The organism is Natrononativus amylolyticus, from assembly GCF_024362525.1.
In the GTDB taxonomy this organism is placed as follows: Archaea; Halobacteriota; Halobacteria; order Halobacteriales; family Natrialbaceae; genus Natrononativus; species Natrononativus amylolyticus.
This window is the reverse complement of record NZ_CP101458.1, coordinates 1,690,792-1,708,860: the sequence shown is the minus strand read 5'-3', so window position 1 is coordinate 1,708,860 and position 18,069 is coordinate 1,690,792. Positions and strand designations below refer to the sequence as shown.

Annotated in this window: 18 protein-coding genes; 7 read left to right on the top strand and 11 right to left on the bottom strand. The window is 66.2% G+C overall.

The window, feature by feature from the left end; all coding sequences use genetic code 11:
* Positions 1 to 23: 23 nt before the first annotated feature.
* Genes NMQ11_RS09005 through NMQ11_RS08990 form a run of 4 tightly spaced genes read right to left on the bottom strand, consistent with a single transcriptional unit; the run spans position 24 to position 7,704 of the window.
* Positions 24 to 2,039 (bottom strand): SpoVR family protein, encoded by a 2,016-nt coding sequence (locus tag NMQ11_RS09005; protein WP_255167342.1) that lies wholly within the window; start codon positions 2,037 to 2,039, stop codon positions 24 to 26.
* Entirely contained in the window at positions 2,032 to 3,357 is a 1,326-nt protein-coding gene (locus NMQ11_RS09000) for a DUF444 family protein (protein ID WP_255167339.1), read from the bottom strand. The genes NMQ11_RS09005 and NMQ11_RS09000 overlap by 8 nt, the downstream gene beginning before the upstream one ends.
* A complete protein-coding gene (locus NMQ11_RS08995; protein ID WP_255167337.1) occupies positions 3,348 to 5,630 on the bottom strand; it encodes a PrkA family serine protein kinase in 2,283 nt (760 codons plus the stop codon). The genes NMQ11_RS09000 and NMQ11_RS08995 overlap by 10 nt, the downstream gene beginning before the upstream one ends.
* A 1-nt stretch (position 5,631) precedes the next feature.
* Positions 5,632 to 7,704, bottom strand: coding sequence for a PrkA family serine protein kinase (locus NMQ11_RS08990; RefSeq protein WP_255167336.1), 2,073 nt, complete (start codon positions 7,702 to 7,704; stop codon positions 5,632 to 5,634).
* 477 nt (positions 7,705 to 8,181) lie between these two features.
* Between NMQ11_RS08990 and NMQ11_RS08985 the strand changes: the two genes are divergently transcribed.
* Positions 8,182 to 8,583, top strand: a complete 402-nt coding sequence (locus NMQ11_RS08985) for a DUF5820 family protein (RefSeq protein WP_255167335.1) — start codon at positions 8,182 to 8,184, stop codon at positions 8,581 to 8,583.
* A 25-nt stretch (positions 8,584 to 8,608) separates the two neighbouring features.
* Complete coding sequence (locus NMQ11_RS08980) at positions 8,609 to 9,052, top strand: UPF0179 family protein (RefSeq protein ID WP_255167334.1); 444 nt, start codon at positions 8,609 to 8,611, stop codon at positions 9,050 to 9,052.
* Between the two features lie 161 nt (positions 9,053 to 9,213).
* Here NMQ11_RS08980 and NMQ11_RS08975 read toward each other — a convergent pair whose 3' ends face one another.
* Positions 9,214 to 9,636, bottom strand: a complete 423-nt coding sequence (locus NMQ11_RS08975; RefSeq protein WP_255167333.1) for an SRPBCC family protein — start codon at positions 9,634 to 9,636, stop codon at positions 9,214 to 9,216.
* Between the two features lie 138 nt (positions 9,637 to 9,774).
* Here NMQ11_RS08975 and NMQ11_RS08970 point away from each other — a divergent pair, with 138 nt between their 5' ends.
* Genes NMQ11_RS08970 through NMQ11_RS08960 form a run of 3 tightly spaced genes read left to right on the top strand, consistent with a single transcriptional unit; the run spans position 9,775 to position 13,607 of the window.
* Positions 9,775 to 12,177, top strand: a complete 2,403-nt coding sequence (locus NMQ11_RS08970; protein WP_255167331.1) for a penicillin acylase family protein — start codon at positions 9,775 to 9,777, stop codon at positions 12,175 to 12,177.
* Positions 12,174 to 12,569 carry a hypothetical protein gene (locus NMQ11_RS08965; protein ID WP_345781424.1) on the top strand — a complete coding sequence of 132 codons (396 nt, stop codon included), beginning with the start codon at positions 12,174 to 12,176 and terminating at the stop codon, positions 12,567 to 12,569. Before NMQ11_RS08970 ends, NMQ11_RS08965 begins: the two co-directional genes overlap by 4 nt.
* 60 nt (positions 12,570 to 12,629) lie before the next feature.
* Complete coding sequence (locus NMQ11_RS08960; RefSeq protein WP_255167330.1) at positions 12,630 to 13,607, top strand: aldo/keto reductase; 978 nt, start codon at positions 12,630 to 12,632, stop codon at positions 13,605 to 13,607.
* Positions 13,608 to 13,650: 43 nt separating this feature from the next.
* On the opposite strand, the gene NMQ11_RS08955 is transcribed toward NMQ11_RS08960, so the two are convergent.
* The 6 genes from NMQ11_RS08955 to NMQ11_RS08930 form a co-directional block, all read right to left on the bottom strand.
* Positions 13,651 to 13,878, bottom strand: a complete 228-nt coding sequence (locus tag NMQ11_RS08955; protein WP_255167329.1) for a hypothetical protein — start codon at positions 13,876 to 13,878, stop codon at positions 13,651 to 13,653.
* Complete coding sequence (locus tag NMQ11_RS08950) at positions 13,869 to 14,213, bottom strand: HalOD1 output domain-containing protein (protein WP_255167327.1); 345 nt, start codon at positions 14,211 to 14,213, stop codon at positions 13,869 to 13,871. Before NMQ11_RS08950 ends, NMQ11_RS08955 begins: the two co-directional genes overlap by 10 nt.
* A 63-nt stretch (positions 14,214 to 14,276) precedes the next feature.
* On the bottom strand, positions 14,277 to 14,927 hold the full coding sequence (locus tag NMQ11_RS08945; RefSeq protein WP_255167326.1) for a helix-turn-helix domain-containing protein: 651 nt from the start codon (positions 14,925 to 14,927) through the stop codon (positions 14,277 to 14,279).
* Between the two features lie 57 nt (positions 14,928 to 14,984).
* On the bottom strand, positions 14,985 to 15,644 hold the full coding sequence (tenA, locus tag NMQ11_RS08940) for a thiaminase II (RefSeq protein ID WP_255167325.1): 660 nt from the start codon (positions 15,642 to 15,644) through the stop codon (positions 14,985 to 14,987).
* Between the two features lie 88 nt (positions 15,645 to 15,732).
* Positions 15,733 to 16,272: a CBS domain-containing protein gene (locus NMQ11_RS08935; RefSeq protein ID WP_255167323.1), complete on the bottom strand. Its 540-nt coding sequence runs from the start codon at positions 16,270 to 16,272 to the stop codon at positions 15,733 to 15,735.
* 42 nt (positions 16,273 to 16,314) lie between these two features.
* Positions 16,315 to 16,671: a DUF555 domain-containing protein gene (locus NMQ11_RS08930; protein WP_255167317.1), complete on the bottom strand. Its 357-nt coding sequence runs from the start codon at positions 16,669 to 16,671 to the stop codon at positions 16,315 to 16,317.
* 294 nt (positions 16,672 to 16,965) lie between these two features.
* On the opposite strand from NMQ11_RS08930, the gene NMQ11_RS08925 reads away from it, so the two are divergent.
* Positions 16,966 to 17,145 carry a hypothetical protein gene (locus tag NMQ11_RS08925; RefSeq protein WP_255167316.1) on the top strand — a complete coding sequence of 60 codons (180 nt, stop codon included), beginning with the start codon at positions 16,966 to 16,968 and terminating at the stop codon, positions 17,143 to 17,145.
* Positions 17,146 to 17,308: 163 nt separating this feature from the next.
* Positions 17,309 to 18,040 carry an archaeal proteasome endopeptidase complex subunit beta gene (psmB, locus tag NMQ11_RS08920; protein WP_255167315.1) on the top strand — a complete coding sequence of 244 codons (732 nt, stop codon included), beginning with the start codon at positions 17,309 to 17,311 and terminating at the stop codon, positions 18,038 to 18,040.
* Positions 18,041 to 18,069 lie beyond the last annotated feature (29 nt).

The window sequence follows — 18,069 nt, the reverse complement described above, 5'->3', positions numbered from 1 at the left end:
CCGGAGACGCGGCCGTCGGCCACTCAGGCGAGCCACTCCTCGGGCTTGGTGTCGTAGTCGACGTCGTCCGCGGCGAGGTGTTCGACGGCCTCCCAGGGGACGTCCTCGGTCGTGACGCGAGTCCCGTCGTAGCGAAGCAGCTTGCCCCGCTCCTCCGGCTCGGGTTCGCGGTTGCGGCGCTTTGCGACCTCGACGTCGTGTTCGTCGACCTCCTTGACGATCGTGAGGAGGTTCACCGGTCGACCCCAGAGTTCGAAGACCCGCTTGAGGGTCTCTCGAGCCTTCCCGAGATCCAGCACGACGCCGTTGTACTGGTGGCCGAGCAGCAGTTCGTTGGCGTTGTCGTAGTTGCCGTCGTAGACGGCGATCGTCGGCTTGCCGAAGTTGGTGAACTGCAACAGCAGCTTCTTCTTGACGTCCGCGGCGTCGGTGCTCGAGACGTGGAACTGTCCCGAGGCCCGGGAGTACTCGTAGGTGAAGTAGTCGTTCTCGGTGATGAACTCCTGGGTGAGGAACTCGTCTAAGAACGTCACGTCGTTGTGGCTCTCGCGGACGTCGAACATCCGGTCCCAGCCCGCGGTGAACTCGACGTCCGCGAGCGCCTCCTCGACGGACGCGTAACGGGCGTCGTCGAACAGGTAACGCCCGATCCGCTCGAGTTCGTTCTGGCTCACCCGCGAGAGGAAGCCGCGGTGCTGGCGCTTGACCAGCGAGTAGTGACGCCGCGCGAGCCCCTCGTAGGTGAGCACTTTCCACGGGTATCGATCGACATCGATCTCGCCCGCGCGTGCAGCCTCGAGCGCCTCCCGGTCGACCCACTCGTCGGGGAGTTCCTCGAGCGCGTCGAGCGACTCCGCCGTGATGCGATCGAGATCGGGCGGCACCTCGAGACGAGCGAGTACCTCGTCGAAGTCGACGACGTCGGTGAGGTTGCGCCAGGAGACGCCCTCGACCCGGAGCAGGCGCTCGAGGACCTCCCGCCGGTTGGTCGTGTTCTCGACGTACTGCCAGAGTTCGAGACCGAGGCTGTAGGGGTTGAGCCCCGGCGAGGCCAGCACCTTCGCCATGTGGTCGGCGTAGTTGACGAACTCGTCGTCGCCCGCGAACGCCTCGCCGGCCATCATCGTCGACTCCCAGTAGGCGGCCCACCCCTCGTTCATCACCTTCGTCATCTTCTGGGCGGCGAAGTAGTACGCCTCGGCTCGCATCATGTCGAGGACGTCCCGCTGCCAGGGCTCCATCTCGACGGCGCGCTCGCTCTCGGCGTCGTACTGTTTGCCGTGTTCGCGGACGAACGAGAGGACGTCCTTCTGGGGCGTCTCGGGGAACGTCGACGAGCCGTCGTCGTCCTCGAGCGCCTCGAGCCACTCGTCGTCGAACACCTCGCCTCTGACCTCCTCGGAGAGGCCGAGCTCGTCGAGTTTCGCCGCGAGGTCCTCGTCGATCTCCGGTTTCGAGCCGTCCGCGTCGTGTCGCCGCCGGAACACCCGGTGCTGGTCGATGTTGTCCTCGAGGCTCAGGCAGTGGTCGATCCACTTCTCGACGGCCGCCCGATCGATCTCCGGGTCCTGCATGTACTCGCCGATCGCCCGCGCGTGGCGCTCTAACATCGCCGCCGCGTCGACGGCCGACTCGTCGGCGCGGTCGCTGGTAAAGAGGCCGAACCACTCGTTGTTCGCGAAGAAGTCGGAGTGGGCCTCGACGTGGGTGATGACGGCCTTCTGGTCGGCTAACGTGTTCGACTCCTGGAGGAACGCGTGGGCCGGGTTGTCGTTGTTGACGATCTCGAAGGCCTTCCCGCCGCCGTACTGGCCCTGTTTCTGCTGGCGGTCGTAGGCCATCCCCCACCGCCAGTGGGGGTACCGCGACTGGAAGCCGCCGTAGGCGATCAACTCGTTCATCTCGTCGTAGTCGACGATCCAGTAGTTCACCGGGTACGGCTCGAGTCCCAGCTTCTGTGCCAGGTTTCTCGCCTCCCGGACCGGTTCCTCGAGGTCGGTCGCGATCGCCTGTTTGCGGAATCTGTCTGCGTTACTCATTCGTCTCACCCTCCGTCGAGAGGATCCTGTAGATGGCGTCGGTGACGTCCTCTTCGCCGTTGACGTAGGCGACGGCTACGTCCTCAGAGTCCTCGCCGAAGTACCGCTCGAGTTCCTCGGCGTGGGTCGCGTTGATCGCGTTCCCGCTGGGCTGGGTCTCCACGTAGGCGTGGAGGTTCGCCGGAATCGCCTCCATCAGCGGGATCACTCGCTCTTCGGTGTCGTTGCTCGAGTTCTCGGAGTCGCCCGCGGCGAACACGTAGCGGTTCCAGTCGCTCCAGGGGTACTCCTCGAGCAGTTCCGCCGCGAGTTCGTAGGCGCTCGAGATCTTCGTGCCGCCGCCGCTGCGGATGCCGAAGAAATCCTCGCGCTCGACCCGCCAGGCCTCGGCGTCGTGGGCGATGTAGACGAACTCCGCGTTGTCGTACTTCCCGGTGAGGTACCAGTCCAGCGGCGTGAAGGTCCGTTCGACCAACTCCCGTTTCTTCTCGCGCATCGAACCGCTCACGTCGCGGATGTTGACCACGACGACGTTCTTCTCTTTCTCCTCGACGATCTCGGGGTAGCGGTAGCGCTCGTCCTCCCGACGGAAGGGGACGTGTTTGATCCCCTCCCGGCGGATCCTCTGTTGGACGGTCTCGCGATCGACGTTCGCCTCGACCTCCTCGATCGACGCCCAGGCGCCGCGCTCGTCTGCGACCTCGGCGTGGGCCTCCTCGACCCAGGCCATCGACACCGGCAGGCTCTCGCCGCGAGCCCACTCGAACACCTCGCGGGGCGTGATCCCCTCGACCTTGCACAGTTCGCGCAGGAACTCCTCGTCGAAGTCCATCGCCAGCTTGCGCTTTAACCCCTCCTTGAACATCCGCTCGAAGTCGAGCGTGCTGTCGGGACCGCTCCGGGTCAGGTCGGTGTAGGGGCCCTCTTTCTCCTCGATGACCTTCTTCCCCTTCGGCTCGAGCTCGAGTCCCAGCTCCTCGTCTAACTCCTGGGCGAACTCCTCGGGGTCCATCTCGTAGTACTCGTGGTCGCCGCCGTCCTCACCGGGTTCGTCGCCGTCGTCGTCGCCGTCACCCGGCTGGGGCTGTGGCTGGCCGACCGGCTGGCCCACGTCGGGGGTACCGCCGTCGCCCTGGCCGACCCCACCCTGGTCGCGCCGGTCGTACTCGAACTCCGGCAGCGAGACGATCTTCACCGGGATCTGAATCTCGTCCGGACGGCTCCCGCCGAGGTCGCCGTACTGGATGAACTCCGCTAAGTCCTCGCGGCGCTCCTCGCCGACCTCGCGGAACCGATCCAGGTCGTCTCTCAGTCCCATCGGTAGCTCACCTGGCCCATGACGTGTCTGCTGGTCAGCTCGGCCGACGCGGTCGAGTAACCGAACAGGTCGATCATCGCCTCGATCGTTTCGGCTTTCACTCGCTCCGTTTCCGTGCCGCTCGGCGGGTCGTCCCACTGGCGCGGGTCGAAGTCCTCGAAGGTGCGCCTGACGTCGTCCCAGTCGTGGCTCTCGAGGACCGCCCGGATGATCGGAATCGCCGTGAGGTCGACGTCCGCGACCGAGAAGTCCTCGTCGCGGTGCTCCCAGGCGTGGCGGTTGAGCGTAGTGATCACCTTCTCGCGGCGGAACTGGTGGACGCTCTCGCGGGGGAGGTTCCCCTCGTAGGCCTCCTCGTCGAACCGCCCGAGGTGTTCGACCTCGAACAGCTTCATCTTCAGCGGATCGGGGTCGATCTGCTCGCCGCGGTCGTTGTACAGCGCCTCGTCCGTCTCCCAGGCGTAGACGTGTTCGACGTACTCTGCGACGGTTTCCTCGTCGACGCGCTTGTCGTGCATGATCGCCTCGACGACGTCCCCCTCCTGTCGGTCGAAGACGTAGTTCTTCACGGGCACCACACGGTTCTCGAACTCCGATCGCTCGCCGGTCGAGAAGACGGGCGCGTCGGCCAGCCCGCTCGCCATCTCGTTTAAGACGTCCCGCGGCATGATCACGTCCTCGACTGCGAGCTCGGGGTGGTGGCGGTCGCGGTCCGTCTGTAACAGCTCCGCGAGCGTATCGCGGGTGTAGGTGACCGGAATGCCGTGTTCGCCGTCGTGGCTCGTCTCGGCGAAGTCGAACTCGTCTTTCCGTCGGCGCGTGTCGCCCTCCTGGAGGTAGCCCTGGTCGAAGATCAGCGCCTTGTCGACCAGATCCAGCCCGTTCGGGAGGTCCTCCTCGTCCAGTCGGGTGACCACCGCGTACAGCGCGGCCGCCTCGATCGCGTGCGGCGCGAACTCCCGCCGTCGGATCGTCCCCTCGCCGTCTTTGATCGGGACGACTACCGGCTCGCGGACGCGGTCACGGAGTTCGCCCTCCGTGCGGAGTTCCCAGATCGTCGTCTCGTTCGTGAGCTCGCGGTGGATGAGCTCCGCCTCGAGGCTACAGTTGGTCAGGTAGCCGAACTCGTGTTTGTCCAGCCGGCGCTTGAGCGCCTTCAGCGGGTCCATCCCGTTCCTGTCGGCGTGCTGGTTGAGCTGGGCCTCGAGATCCGGGTTCGAGATTATCACCAGTTGGGTGTCGATGTCCATCCCGATCCCCTTGTCCAGTTTGACCGACTGCTCGTCGGGGACGTTGAGCAGCTTCTGGAGCAAGTCGGCGTGCTGGGCGGCGTCCTCGACGATGGTGAGCACGCCGTTGCCCTGCGAGAGCACCCCGTCGTAAGAGAACGCCTGCGGGTTCTTGCGCCCGCGAGAATCGAGCTCCTGGAGCATCCCGTGCATCCACGAGCCGACCAGCCGCTCCTTGGGCGAGCCGTCGTCCTCGCTGTGGAGGACGCCGACGCCCTGGCCGACGTCGACGACGTAGTTCTTCACGCGGACGTGTCGCTCGTTCGTGATCGCCGAGAACAGCTCGTCGGTACCCTGCCGGCGGTAGCGCTCCTCCAAGAAGTCGTAGGCTTCCCGCGAGAACGGGTCGAGTCGGGCCTCGATCCGGGTCGGGACGTGGCCCTCGTCGTCGAGCGCCTCGAGCAGTTCCTCGCGGACGGCCGGGGGGAACACCGACAGCGGGTGAGCCTGGACCGGGCTCTCGTACCAGTTCTCGTCGTCGCCGGCGGTTGCGTCGCCGCCGTAGCTCAGCCCGCGGCTGTCGGCGTCGACGGTGTTGACGTTCCACTCGACGGTGTAGCGACGGCCCTCGGGCGTCTTCGAGTACTCCCTGAGCCCGTTGACCAGACAGCGCTTGAGCTCGGACTTCCCGGTCGCGGTCGGTCCCTCGAACCAGACGATCTTCTCGTCTTTCGCCCGGCCCGCGGCGATCGACCGCAGGTCGTCGACGAACCCGTTCAGTACCTCGGTGTTGCCGAGGATGGCGTGCTCGCCGTCGTTGTACGGATCGTCGAAGAAGCGGTAGCGTCGTTTCTCCTCGCCCTCCTCGACGACGGTCCGCGTGCCGGCGGCTTCGATCGCCTCGAGCAGGTACTTCGGAGCGTGCGAGCCGATCGTCGGCGACTCGAACAGCCGGTCGACGTACTCGGCGATCGACATCGGCTCCTCGTAGGTCTCGGCGAGGGCGCGGTCGGCGTCGCGGACGTACTCGTCTCCTCTGGTCATATCAGTCCTCGATCTCGGCCTTGGCGACCTCCGCGCCGGCGAACTCGAGCACCTCCTTCGCACCGGCCTCGGAGTAGCCCTGCTCCATCAGGGCGTCGATCCAGGCGCTGCGCTCGTCGTCGTCGAACTCGTTGGCGCTCACCAGCGCCGAGAAGTTGATGTTGTGCTTCTTGTCCTCCCAGAGCTTGCGCTCCAGGGCGCGGCGCAGGCGCTCGTTGTCCTGGGGGTTGAACGTCGTCCCCTCGCGGGCCCGGCGGGAGACCCAGTTGCTGACCTCCTGTCGGAAGTCCTCCTTGCGGTCCTCGGGGACGTCGAGCTTCTCCTCGACCGATCGGAGGAACGTCTCGTCGGGCTCCTGTTCCCGTCCGGTCAACGAATCCTCGATCGTGTCGTCGTCGATGTAGGCCATCACGTGGTCCATGTACTTCTCGCCCTGGCGCTGGATCTCGTCGATGTCGTAGGCCAGCGCGTGGCGGACGTCCTCGATGGCCCGCTCGCGGTACTCCTCGCGGACGAGTTCGAGGTAGCGGTAGTAGCGCTCGAAGTTCTCCTCGGGGATCGAACCGTGGTGCTCCAGGTTCTCCTCGAAGAAGTTGAACACCGTCAGCGGCGAGAGAAAGCCGCGCTGGCGGTGTTTGGAGTCCATGATCGCTTCCGCGATCTCGTCGCCGATGAACCGGGGGGAGACGCCGACCATTCCCTCGCCGATCTCGGCCTTCGCGGCGGCCTCCTCGCGGAGCTTCTTCACGTCGATGTCGTCGCCCTCGTCGATCTCGCCGTTGTACGCCTTCGCCTTCGAGAGCAGGTCGACCGTCTCGTTGTCGGGCTCTTCGACGCGGGTGAGCACGCCGAACAGGCCCGCCATCTCCAGGGTGTGGGGCTCGACGTCGATGTCGGGGACGTCGGCGTTGTTCAGCATCTTGCGGTAGATCAGCGCCTCGTCCTCGTAGGAGAGGACGTACGGGAAGTCGATCCGTTTCGTGCGGTCGTTGAACGCCTCCATCTTCTCGTCGCCCTTCTTGTCCTTGTACTCGGGCATGTTCGTCCGACCGACGATCACCTGGTCTATGTCGATGCGGGGGTTGTTCTTCGGCTTGATCGTCATCTCCTGGGTGGCGTGCAGGAAGTCGTAGAGGAACTCCCGCTGGAGCTTCAGCAACTCCTCCCCGCTGAAAATCCCCCTGTTCGCGTTACAGAACGCCCCCGAGTAGTCGAACGCCCGCGGGTCGCTCTCGCCGTAGATGGCGATCTTCGAGTAGTTGACGTCGCCCGTCAGTTCGGTCTCGTCCTGGTTCTTCTTGTCCTTGGGTTCGAACGTCTCGAGACACTGGCGCTTGTTCTCGTCGGCGACCAGCCGGATGATCTCGACGTGGTTCTCGAGGACCGCCTGAAGGTCGTCGTCGTAGTGAGCGAGCAGCCGGTCCATGTAGAACTCGCTCTCGGGGTCGAGGCTCTGTTCGTTCTGGATCGTGTAGGGGGCGTCGAGGCGTTCGTTCAGGTCGTCGATCACCGACTGGCGCTGCTCGAGGGGGAGGAGGACGAGCGGGTCCTGGTTCATCGGCGAGCGAACGGTGTCGTCGGTGGGGTCCTGGTCGCGGATCACGTCACCGAGGTTCGTCCAGCGGAACGTGTACATCCGGCCCTCCTCGCGGAGGGTGTAGTCCTCGAAGTACTTGCGGACCTGTTTGTCGAAGTGGGACTTCCCGGAGCCCACGGGGCCGAGCAGGAGCTTGATGCGGCGCTCCGGGCCGAGCCGACGGGCGCCCGACTTGACCTTGTTGACGAACTCGTGGATCGACTGGTGGATCACCTTCCCGTAGAAGGTGTTCTCCCCGTCGCCCAGCGGGTCCTCGCTCGCGAGTTTGTACTCGACGACACCCTCGGTCTCGTCGTAGGCCGTCCCGTAGTAGTCGAACATGTCCGCGACCCGCTGGTGGGCGTTACGGGCGACCTTGGGGTCCTCGTAGGCCGTCTCGAGGTACCAGTCGAAGGTCTTCGTCTCCCGCAGATCCGCGGGCATCGACTCCTTGTAGTCCGTGCTCAGCTTCTCGAGCGTCTCGATGTCACCAGTCATTGTATCATTGCCAGCTGTTGGTTCCCCCGTCTATCGTTCGCCTCGCGGCCGTCGGTCGACGGCCGCGCGACTCGGACGCGGCGCGTGGACGTCCACGGCGTGCTGTCCGGGGAGGGCGAGTCCGTGCAGGCGGCGTCGGTGTTTCGTGTCATGTGTGAACCATCACCACTCGTTCCGCGAGACGACCGGATCGCGGCCGAAACGACGGTGCGCCGGGGACGGGCGCAGAGTGGATCGGTCCGTCGGACGGATTCCGATAGTGTTTAATGAGTGCGTAATCCAACTACTTAAGACTAACCCCAAAAGATATTTACCAGGAGCAAATTCCACCAGATTCCGGACAGAACGTATCTATGAGAGGGGGTGGCACGGCCGTTCTGGGGGTGGCGAGTATATAAACGAGCGGCCTGATACGCACGGCTTCGCTGGTGCGCGGCGGACGACGGTGATTTAGGCGCGCCCGCCCTACGGGCGAGTATGACCGACTTCTCGGCGTTGCCCGACGGCTGGGTCGTCTGGAACGACGGCGAGGACGGCCGGAGCGTGCTCGCCTACCGGCCAGACGTGTTCAACGCCGACGACTTCCCCGCACCCTGCCTGCCGACGCTCTACCTCACCCACGGCAAGCGGACCCGACGCCCCGGCGTGAACCCGAACAGCCGCACCGCCGACGACGACTGGTTCGTCACCCTCTACCTCGAGCCCGAGGTCCACCTGCGGGAGGACAACCGGTTTCCCAGCCGCGAGGCGGCGCTCGAGTACGCGATCGAACTCGCCCGGCGATTCGACGACGGCGAGCTCGACTACCGGGGGCTGTACCAGGTACCCCGCGAGCGCTACTTCGATCGGCTGGACGAGCTGACGGGACGTGAGTCTTAACCCCCCGCGGTGAGAACTGAGTGGTATGTCGACCGTCACGCTCATCGGGACCCGGCTGGCGGAGCCGGGAACCGAGTTCGTCTACCACGGCGAGGCCGACGGCTGTGCGGGCTGTCCCTACCGGAGCCAGTGTCTCAACCTCTCGGTCGGAACCAAGTACCGGGTGACGGACGTCCGCGAGAACGCCCAGACACTCGAGTGTGCGATGCACGACGAGGGCGTTCGGGCCGTCGAGGTCGAACCCGCCACCGTCACGGCGAACATTCCCTCGAAGGGCGCCTACAGCGGGAGCAAGGCCACGCTTCAGGGACCGTGTCCGTACGTCGAGTGCCCCAGCCACGAGTTCTGCGAACCCGACGGCGTCTCCTTCGACGAGGAGTACCGCATCCGGACGATTCACGGCGATCCGCCACACGAGATCTGTCACCTGAACCGCTCGCTCCAGCAGGTCGAACTCGAGCCCGAGTAACGCTCGTGTGAGCCCCCGTCCGTCAGCTCCGGCACACCGCGACTCACCCTGCGTGGTGCGCCGAAACTCGGAACCGCAAACCGTCTCAGTCGTCTTCGTCGAGGTTCGTCGAGCACCCGCGAGAGACTGCGGGCGTTCGCGCGGCTCGAGCGACTGACCCGTTACGCCGTTTCGTCGCCGAGGAGCGCAGCGAACCGCTCGAGCCCGCGGAGACACACCGGCACGTAGCCGGCCGCGAGCGGCGACAGCTCGAAGGCGACGCGACAGCGATCCGCCCCGAGGTCGTCGATCCGGTGGCCCGTGGACGGAACCCGTGCGACGGCCCAGCTCCAGCGACGTCGCTCGGGGTCGTACTCGGTGATCCTGAACGGAAGCCGGAGGCCGCCGACGGTTCGCAGGGTGCCGGCGGTGTCGGCCTCGAGGCGGCGGCCGGTGGAATCGACGCCGGTGATCGTCGGGCTCCACTCGACCCACCGGTGGGTGTCACACAGGAGCTCCCACGCCTCGTCGGCCGGCGCCGAGACGACGTGTGAGACCTCGAGTCGCCACCCGTTGCGGGTGTACGCCGTTCGGACGCGAGTCATAGGCGAACAGTGGCGGCCCAGCTACGTAACTCGTCGGCCGGCGGAACGCGGTCGGTTCGTCACGACGTAGGCGCCGTCGCCCGCGAACGGGCGGCCCAAACCGGACGGTATTATAAACGCGTGGACACGTTCTCGGCTATGGCAACCGAGTACAGCCGGCGCGCGGCGCTCGCGGCGGTCGTCGCCGCCGGCGTCGGCGGCCTCTCGCTGTCGGGCGCCCGTGGCCTGCTCGAGGCGTTCGCCCCCCTGTCGGGGACGGCGTGGGACGCCGCCGGCCGCGAGCGCTCGGCGTCGGTCTCGAGCCCCCACGGGGAGGCGACGGTTCGGATCGACGACGACGGGGTCCCCCACGTCGAGGCCGACGACGAGGCGGCGGCGTACTTCGCCGTCGGCTACTGTCACGGTTTCGACCGGCCGTTCCAGCTCGATCTGCAGCGGCGGGTGATGCGCGGCCAGCTCTCCGAACTCGTCGGCGAGGCCACCCTCTCCGAGGACGAGTTCCACGTCGCGATGGACTTCGCGGGCGCCGCCGAGGCGACCTGGGAGCCCCTCGAGGGAACCACCGTCGGCGACCTCCTCGCGGCGTACGCCGACGGGGTGAACAGGGCCTTCGAGGGCGAACAGCTGACCCTCGAGTTCGAACTGCTCGGCTACGAACCCCGGCCGTGGACCCCCGTCGACACGCTGTTGATGGAGAAACAGATCTCCTGGGACCTGACGGGGAACTTCGGCGAACTCCGCCGGGCGCTGCTCGCGGATCGACTCGGAGAGGAGCTACTCGAGGCGCTGTACCCCGAGCGGATGGACCACGACGTGCCGATCCTGCGCGAGGGGATCGGCGGGGACTCGCTCGATGAGGGCGACTCGATCGGTCGCCGCTCGCAAGCCGTCGGCCGCGAACTCACCGACTGGCTCTCGAGGTTCGAGTCGCCCACGGGCGTCGGCTCGAACAGCTGGCTCGTCTCCGGCGAGCACACCGGAAGCGGAACGCCGATCGTCGCCAACGACCCGCACCTGACGCTGATGACGCCGCCGCTGTGGTACGAACAGCACGTCCGCGTGCCCGACACCTCGGTCCGCGGCGTGACGTTTCCCGGCGTCCCGTTCGTCATCATCGGCGCGAACGAGCGCAGCGGCTGGGGTTTTACCAACGTCGGCGCCGACGTCCTCGACTGTTACCGCTACGAGATCGACGACGAGGGGGAACGGTACCGCTACGGCGGGGAGTGGCGCGCGTTCGACGTCGAGGAGCGAGAGATCGCGGTCGCGGGCGGTGAGAGTCGCTCGCTGACGGTGAAGAAGACGATCCACGGACCGCTGATCGAGCGCGAGGAGCAACGAGTCGGCGTCGCCTGGACCGGCCTCACGGCGACCCGGACGACCGAGGCGATCTACGAGATCGCCCGCGCGGACGACCTCGAGGGCGTCCTCGAGGCCACCCACAAGTTCGACCTGCCGACCCAGAACCTCACGTACGCGGACGCGGACGGGCGGACGCTGTACTACGCGACCGGACAGCTGCCGATCCGGGAGGTCGACGGGGAGGGAGTCTCCGGCAATCGGATCTTCGACGGCTCGGCGGGCGAGGGCGAGTGGGACGGCTTTGTACCCTACGGCGAGTCCTCCTGGGAGGGGTTCGTCCCCCTCGAGGAGAAACCCCACGTCGTCGACCCGGACGTGCTGGCGACGGCCAACCAGCGGGTCGCGGACGACCCCGACCACTACGTCGGCGTCGCCTACGCGACCCCCTACCGGGGGCGGCGGATCTACGACGAACTCGACGCACGCCTCGAGTCCGACGAGCCGCTCGACGCCGCGTTCCACCGCGACCTCCAGGGCGACGTCCGCGACGAGCGGGCGCCGGGGTTCGTCTCGATGCTGTTCGAGGCGCTCGAGGAGCGCGGGGAAGCCGACGGGAACGACGAGACGGGCGACCTCGCCGACGCCGCCGACACCCTCGAGAACTGGGAGTACCGGATGGAACGTGACTCCGAGGGAGCGCTGTTGTTCGACCGCTGGCTCGCCCACTACCGCCGGGCCGTATTCGAACCGCTGTTCGCCGATACCGACCTCGGGGAGTCGTACTACCCGAACGACTGGGTGCTCGAGACGCTGTCGGCCGACAGCCGGCTCTTCGAGGACGTCTCGCGCGAGGAACTGCTCGTCGGGGCGCTCGAGGCGGCGCTGGCGGAACTCGAGGAGGAGGGATGGGCGGTCTACGGCGACCGGAACACGACGGCGACGATCGAACACCCGTTCGGCGTCGAAGCACCGTTTCTCGACTACGAGGTGCGGCCGACCGACGGCTCGCCGGCGACGGTGAACAACTACCGCTTCGAGTCCGCGGTCGGCAGCAGCTGGCGGATGGTGGTCGAACCCGGCGAGGGAGCGTGGGCGATCCTCCCGGGCGGGAACTCCGGGGACTACTTTTCGGATCACTACGACGACCAGTTCCGGCGGTGGGTCGACGCCGAGTTCAAACCGATGAACCGCGAGCCCGCAGGCGACGTCGCGGTCAGCTTCGAGGAGGGGTCGTCGTGAGCGCCGACGACGGCTCGAGTCCCCCGCCGGCCGAACCGGCCGCCGAGGGTTCCGCGCGGTCGAGGCTGTGGCGGGGGCTCGAGCGAGCGCGAACCGAGCCTTGGGTCCACCTGCTGGCGCTTCTCGTCGCGCTGGTCGTCGGCGTGGCGCTCGCGTGGCTCCACTGGCTCGGCCTCGTCGCCGGGGGCGCGCTCGTCGGCCTCGTCTCGCGGTCGCTCCCGCGGGCGCTCGTGGGCGGGGTCGGATTCGGTCTCGTCGTGCTGGCCGTCTTCGCGGCGTCCCTCGGCGGGAGCGGCTGGCGACTGCTGGAGATGGCGCCCGCCGTCTACGTGACCCTCGGGGCCGCGCTGGGGCTGCCGGCGCTCGGTGCGCTCGTCCGCGGCGTCGTCTGACCGGCGAGCGCGGATCGCCGTCGCACGTAGCCTTTTTTGATCGGCCTCCGTAGCCCGACCATGGAGTACACGACCCTCGGAAACACCGGCATGGAGGTCAGCCGCATCTGCCTCGGCTGTATGAGCTTCGGCTCGAGCGACTGGCGCGAGTGGGTCCTCGAGGAGGAGGAGAGCCGCGAGATCATCGACCGCGCCGTCGACCTCGGGATCAACTTCTTCGACACGGCGAACATGTACTCCCGCGGGGAGTCCGAGCGAATCCTCGGGAACGTTCTCGCCGACTACGACCGGGACGCACAGGTCGTCGCGACGAAGGTCTACCACCCGATGCGCGACGACGACCCCAACTCCGGCGGGCTCTCCCGGAAGACGATCGAACAGGAACTCGAGGCCTCCCTCGACCGGCTGGGGATAGAGACGATCGACCTCTACCAGATCCACCGCTGGGACGACGAGACGCCGATCGAGGCGACGCTGTCGGCGCTCGACGACGCCGTGCGGCGAGGACAGGTTCGCTACGTTGGCGCCTCCTCGATGTGGGCCCACCAGTTCGCCGAGGCGCTGCACGCGAGCGAGCGACTCGGCCTCGAGCGGTTCGTCACGATGCAGAACCACTACAACCTCGTCTATCGCGAGGAGGAACGCGAGATGCTCCCCCTTTGTGCGAAGGAGAACGTCGGCGTGATTCCCTGGTCGCCGCTGGCCCGCGGCTACCTCACGCGCCCGCACGAGGAGATCGACGCCACCGAGCGCGGGGAGGCGGAAGAGCACATGTACGCCCACCCCTACCGCGACGGGGGCGGCCGGAAGGTGAACGAACGAGTGGCCGAACTCGCCGCCGAGAAAGGCGTCACGATGGCCCAGATCGCCCTTGCCTGGCTGCTCCACCAGGAGTGGGTCGATGCCCCCATCGTCGGCACGACCAGCGTCGAGCACTTAGAGGACGCCGTCGAAGCCCTCGAGATTTCGCTCTCGAGGTCGGACCTCGCCTACCTGGAGGAACCCTACGAGCCGGTTCGCGTCTCCGGCCACGAGTGACGGGGGACGGTTTCAGGACGCCGACCGCCTCGGCGAACCGGAGTCAGCGTCCGTCGCTCGAGCCGTCGACGATCTCGATCTTCTTGAGCGGGCACTCGGTAAACAGCGCGACAGAAAGGTCCTGCAGATCACGGCTGCTCGCGTCGACGTCGTCTCTGAGGTCGTCGACGAGGGATTCGATCGCGTTACCCGACGCGCCGTCGTACTCGATCGACCAGTCCGGAGCGATCGTCCCCTCGACGTCCTGAAGGTCGACGAACGTCAGGTACATTGCCTCCGTTTCACCTCGACCGTTCCCGAACTCTCGACCGTCACGTCGAAGGCCGAAAACGTGAAGCTGACCGCGAACTCCCGGCGGTCCTCGGCGACGGCGGACTCGAACAGCGTATCGAGTGCGCTCGCATCGATGGCGGCGTGTAAGGGCTCGAGCGCGGCGGGATCCGTTCTGGAGGCGGCCGCGACGGCTGCGACGACCGCGAGACTCGTGTCGTCGACGGTCGGATCGTACTCGAGGCGGTAGGTTTCCGCTCGTTCGTCGAAGATGAGGCCGTCAGACGAGCGGACGAGAGGCGTCTCTTCACACACGTGCTGAGCGATTCGGCTCACGTACTACGTAAGAGGCCGCCGTCGCGTATGCGTGACTTTTGCGCGAGCAATTCGTTTATGTGTTCACTCGGTCCGATCGATCAGCGTGCTCGCGACGAGTCGTCTGATCCCTCGCTGGAGACGAGACGCCAGCGCCTGTCTCGTGATCCCCAGTTCGTCCGCGACCTCCGACTGGGTCGCCCGTCGAGGCGAGTCGAAGTGACCTCGAGTGTACGCGAGCGTCAGCGCCTCCCGTTGTGCGTCCGTCAGGTCGTATTCGCGACCGGAGTGCAGCGGGGAGAGGGCGTGCAGTTGCGTGAGTTCGACGGGGATGTCGCAAGCCAGACAGTGCGCCTGAAAGTCAGAGACCGCTTGCTGTTCGTCGCCGCGAATCTCGAACGTCCACTTGTCCCGTCTTCCCACCGCGGAGACGAGCGCGACGTCGGTCTCGAGGACGGCGGTGATGACGCTTTCGTAGGCGAAGTCCCAGTCGATTCGGACGAGCACTGCACCGTCGACGTCGTCGACGACGCAGAGGTCGTTGATGCCGGGGTGGTCGATGCCCTCCATGTCGATCTCGGAGACGTCGGCGCCCTGGAGCCAGAAGTACGGGATGACCACCTCGTTCGTCGGCACGACCCGGTCCAGTTCGATCTGTGCGGCGGGGAACTTCGAGAAAACTTCCGCGAGGGGGAACTGATCCTCCGTCGCGACGAACGAGGCTTCGATGGCCATGTCCCGTCTACTTCTTCGGAGGTAAAGACCCCACGGTAGGGGACGGCGTTTCCCTCGCTACAGATCCCACTCCTCCAGGGCGTACGCCATCTCCCAGAATCGGGCCTCGAGTTTCGCGCTCGTCAGGAACGCCCGTTCCATCGCCTCGTGCTCGCCGGGATACCGCTCGCCACAGCGGTCGACGAACGCACGCATCCAATCGACGGCCTCGCGGAACTCCTCACTCGTGTACTTCTCGATGAACGGCGTGTACCGGTGCTCGCCCTCGGCGAGGTCGGCCATGTGTTCGGCGATATCGAGGTATCCCTGTCCGCAGGGGTAGATGGCGGCGGCGATTTCGGCGATCGACCCCTCGTACGCCGTCCGCACCAGATAGTTCGTGTACGCGACGCAGGTCGGCGCCTTCTCGACGACCTCGAGTTCTCCGCGACTGATACCGTACTCCGCGGCGAACTCTCTGTGGAGATCCATCTCGTAGTCGAGGATCGTGTGTGCGACGCCGAAGAGGTGGGTCATCGTCTCTTCGTCGCGTGCCTTTCCACCGGCGATCGAGAACACTCGCGCGTAATCGAGGAGGTAGCGGTAGTCCTGGCGGACCCAGTGGAGAAACGCCTCCTCCTCGAGAGTTCCCGCGGCGAGTTCGGTAACGAAGGGGTGGTCGTACTGTGCCTCCCAGATCGGTTCGCCGGCCTGGAGCAACCGGTTGCTGAACGCCATGTTCGTCTATTCCTGACCGGCCCCCTATAACTTACTAATACCACCGGAGAATATTACGGAGACTGTCCGCTCGATCGGATGTCGCGTTTCAGGACAGCCGCGCTGCCAGATCCGCTTCCGTGATGATGCCGACCGTTTCGCCGGCTTCGGTGATCATCACGGCTTTGTAGTGATCGAGCAGGTTGCTGATCTCGTCGAGGGTGGCGTCCCTCGAGACCGTCGGAAAACTCTCGGCCATGTGCTCTTCGACGGGTTCGTCCCGGGACGCCGAGTCGAGGTGAACCAGATCGCCCTGACTGATCGACCCGACCGGAATCCCGTCCTGTATCACCGCGAGCTGAGAGTAGGCCTCCTCGGCCATCCGGGTCGCCGCCTCGCCGACCGAGTCCTCCGGAGCGACGCTGACGACCTCCTCGTGCATGAGGTCGTCGGCCCGGATCACGTCGCCTTCGGCGTCCTCTAAGGCGTTGACGATCCGGCGCAGCGTCGAGAGGCGGGGGTCGACGTCGCCGCCTTCGATCCGGGCGATCAGCGGCTGTGAGACGTCAGCGCGGTCGGCGAGCGCACTCTGCGTGAGTCCCAGGTCGGTTCGGCGTTGCCGGAGGTCTGCGGGCGTCGGAAGCTCCATACCACCACATAACCACGGGTTATAGAAAGCTGTTTGGGTCCCCTACTCGTCGTCCGCCTCGGTTTCGATGACCTCGACGACCGAAAGCGGGACGTCACGCAGCGCGCCGCCGACCTCGCTCTTCGCGATCCGGGAGGCGTGTTCCTCGCCGTCGGCGTTGAACACGTCCATCTCGACCGCGAGGCCGACGAGCGCAGTGTCGGCGGCGATGAACGCGGAGTCGAACGGCTCCCCGCAGGCGGGACAGCCCGTCGCGCCGACTTCGACCTCGACGTACTCCATGTTCGCCCTGTTGAGTCGCTTTCCGGCCTCGCTGACGGCGACGCCGATCGCATCGTCGATCTGCTCGACGTCACGAACGAGCCACGCGGCTTCCATCGCGACGAAGTAGTTTCCCATACGTGGTGGTCGGTCCGGGGGGTTTCCTGCTTTGCGGTTCGTCGCTCCGGTCGGTTCGGGCGCTCGAGAGCGCGCACGAGAGTCGGATAATGGGCATAAGTTACGAGAATCACCCGGGTCAATTCCGGCCGGGATAGCCAAATGGCGGTCCGAACGCGACCGCAATTGTTCGGGAGGCAACTGAGGTTGAATCGACAGACTGCGGCGACCCGGTTTTCGATGGACGATCGTTATCGTTTTTCCAGGGCAAGAAGACTTATGTACTCCTCCGGGTTGTCCCACGACTGAACGCCGATGAAATCCCGCGTGTACTACGCGACGATGTTCGCCCTGTATCAGCTGTGTATCGCGGTCGGTATCGCCGTGATGCCCCTCGCAATCGCCGCCCGCCAGGCCGGGGTCACCCTCCCCGTCCACCGCGTCCTCGCCAACGTCGGCGAGGCCTACGAAGACGCCCGCACCACCATGAACTGAGCCGCCCACCTCGTTTTCGCGTCCTGCACCCTCCTGAGCACCCGCGCTCTACCGGAGGCTCGTCCCGCCGCTACCCGACGTGGGCGCGAGCGCCACCTGGAGTAGCGGAAACGCCGGCAGTGAACACCGATCTTTTATACCGTGCCGGTCGTTAGTGACGCCAATGCGTACGCCTATGCACGACTCCGACTTCTCTCGCACGAGCCAGCGGCTGGCCGACGATACCAGCCCGTACGACCCCGAACTCGGTGCGCTCCCGCGTAACGAGTTCTCGAGTGCGGACCTCGACAACGTGAACAAGACGGGAACGACGACCATCGGTCTCACGACCGGCGAGGGCGTCGTCATCGCGACGGACATGCGCGCCAGCCTCGGCGGCCGGTTCGTCTCGAACAAGAACGTCCAGAAGGTCGAACAGATCCACCCGACCGGCGCGCTGACGATGGTCGGCAGCGTCGGCGGCGCCCAGTCGTTTATCAAGAGCCTCCGCGCCGAGGTCAACCTCTACGAGGCCCGTCAGGGCGCTTCGATGAGCATCGACGCGCTCGCGACGCTCGCGGGGAACTTCGCCCGCGGCGGCCCGTTCTTCGCGATCCACCCGATCCTCGGCGGCGTCGACCACGAGGGCAGCCACGTCTACTCCATCGACCCCGCCGGCGGCGTCATGGGCGACGACTACACCGTCACCGGCAGCGGAATGCAACTCGCCTACGGTCTGCTCGAGCAGGAGTACGAGGAGGGGCTCTCGAACGAGGAGGCGATGGTCATCGCCGCCCGCGGCATCAAATCGGCCGCCGAGCGCGACACCGGCTCCGGTAACGGCGTCTTCCTCTGTGAGATCACCGACGAGGGCGTCGACATCCACGGCCACAACGAGTTCGAAGAGGTCATCTGAGGGCGTCGCGGCGACGCACGCCGTCGGTC

Coding starts and splice junctions, on each gene's coding strand:
- NMQ11_RS09005 (WP_255167342.1), bottom strand. CDS start 2,039: ATGAGTAACGCAGACAGATTCCGCAAACAGGCGATCGCGACCGACCTC.
- NMQ11_RS09000 (WP_255167339.1), bottom strand. CDS start 3,357: ATGGGACTGAGAGACGACCTGGATCGGTTCCGCGAGGTCGGCGAGGAG.
- NMQ11_RS08995 (WP_255167337.1), bottom strand. CDS start 5,630: ATGACCAGAGGAGACGAGTACGTCCGCGACGCCGACCGCGCCCTCGCC.
- NMQ11_RS08990 (WP_255167336.1), bottom strand. CDS start 7,704: ATGACTGGTGACATCGAGACGCTCGAGAAGCTGAGCACGGACTACAAG.
- NMQ11_RS08985 (WP_255167335.1), top strand. CDS start 8,182: ATGACCGACTTCTCGGCGTTGCCCGACGGCTGGGTCGTCTGGAACGAC.
- NMQ11_RS08980 (WP_255167334.1), top strand. CDS start 8,609: ATGTCGACCGTCACGCTCATCGGGACCCGGCTGGCGGAGCCGGGAACC.
- NMQ11_RS08975 (WP_255167333.1), bottom strand. CDS start 9,636: ATGACTCGCGTCCGAACGGCGTACACCCGCAACGGGTGGCGACTCGAG.
- NMQ11_RS08970 (WP_255167331.1), top strand. CDS start 9,775: ATGGCAACCGAGTACAGCCGGCGCGCGGCGCTCGCGGCGGTCGTCGCC.
- NMQ11_RS08960 (WP_255167330.1), top strand. CDS start 12,630: ATGGAGTACACGACCCTCGGAAACACCGGCATGGAGGTCAGCCGCATC.
- NMQ11_RS08955 (WP_255167329.1), bottom strand. CDS start 13,878: ATGTACCTGACGTTCGTCGACCTTCAGGACGTCGAGGGGACGATCGCT.
- NMQ11_RS08945 (WP_255167326.1), bottom strand. CDS start 14,927: ATGGCCATCGAAGCCTCGTTCGTCGCGACGGAGGATCAGTTCCCCCTC.
- tenA (WP_255167325.1), bottom strand. CDS start 15,644: ATGGCGTTCAGCAACCGGTTGCTCCAGGCCGGCGAACCGATCTGGGAG.
- NMQ11_RS08935 (WP_255167323.1), bottom strand. CDS start 16,272: ATGGAGCTTCCGACGCCCGCAGACCTCCGGCAACGCCGAACCGACCTG.
- NMQ11_RS08930 (WP_255167317.1), bottom strand. CDS start 16,671: ATGGGAAACTACTTCGTCGCGATGGAAGCCGCGTGGCTCGTTCGTGAC.
- NMQ11_RS08925 (WP_255167316.1), top strand. CDS start 16,966: ATGAAATCCCGCGTGTACTACGCGACGATGTTCGCCCTGTATCAGCTG.
- psmB (WP_255167315.1), top strand. CDS start 17,309: ATGCGTACGCCTATGCACGACTCCGACTTCTCTCGCACGAGCCAGCGG.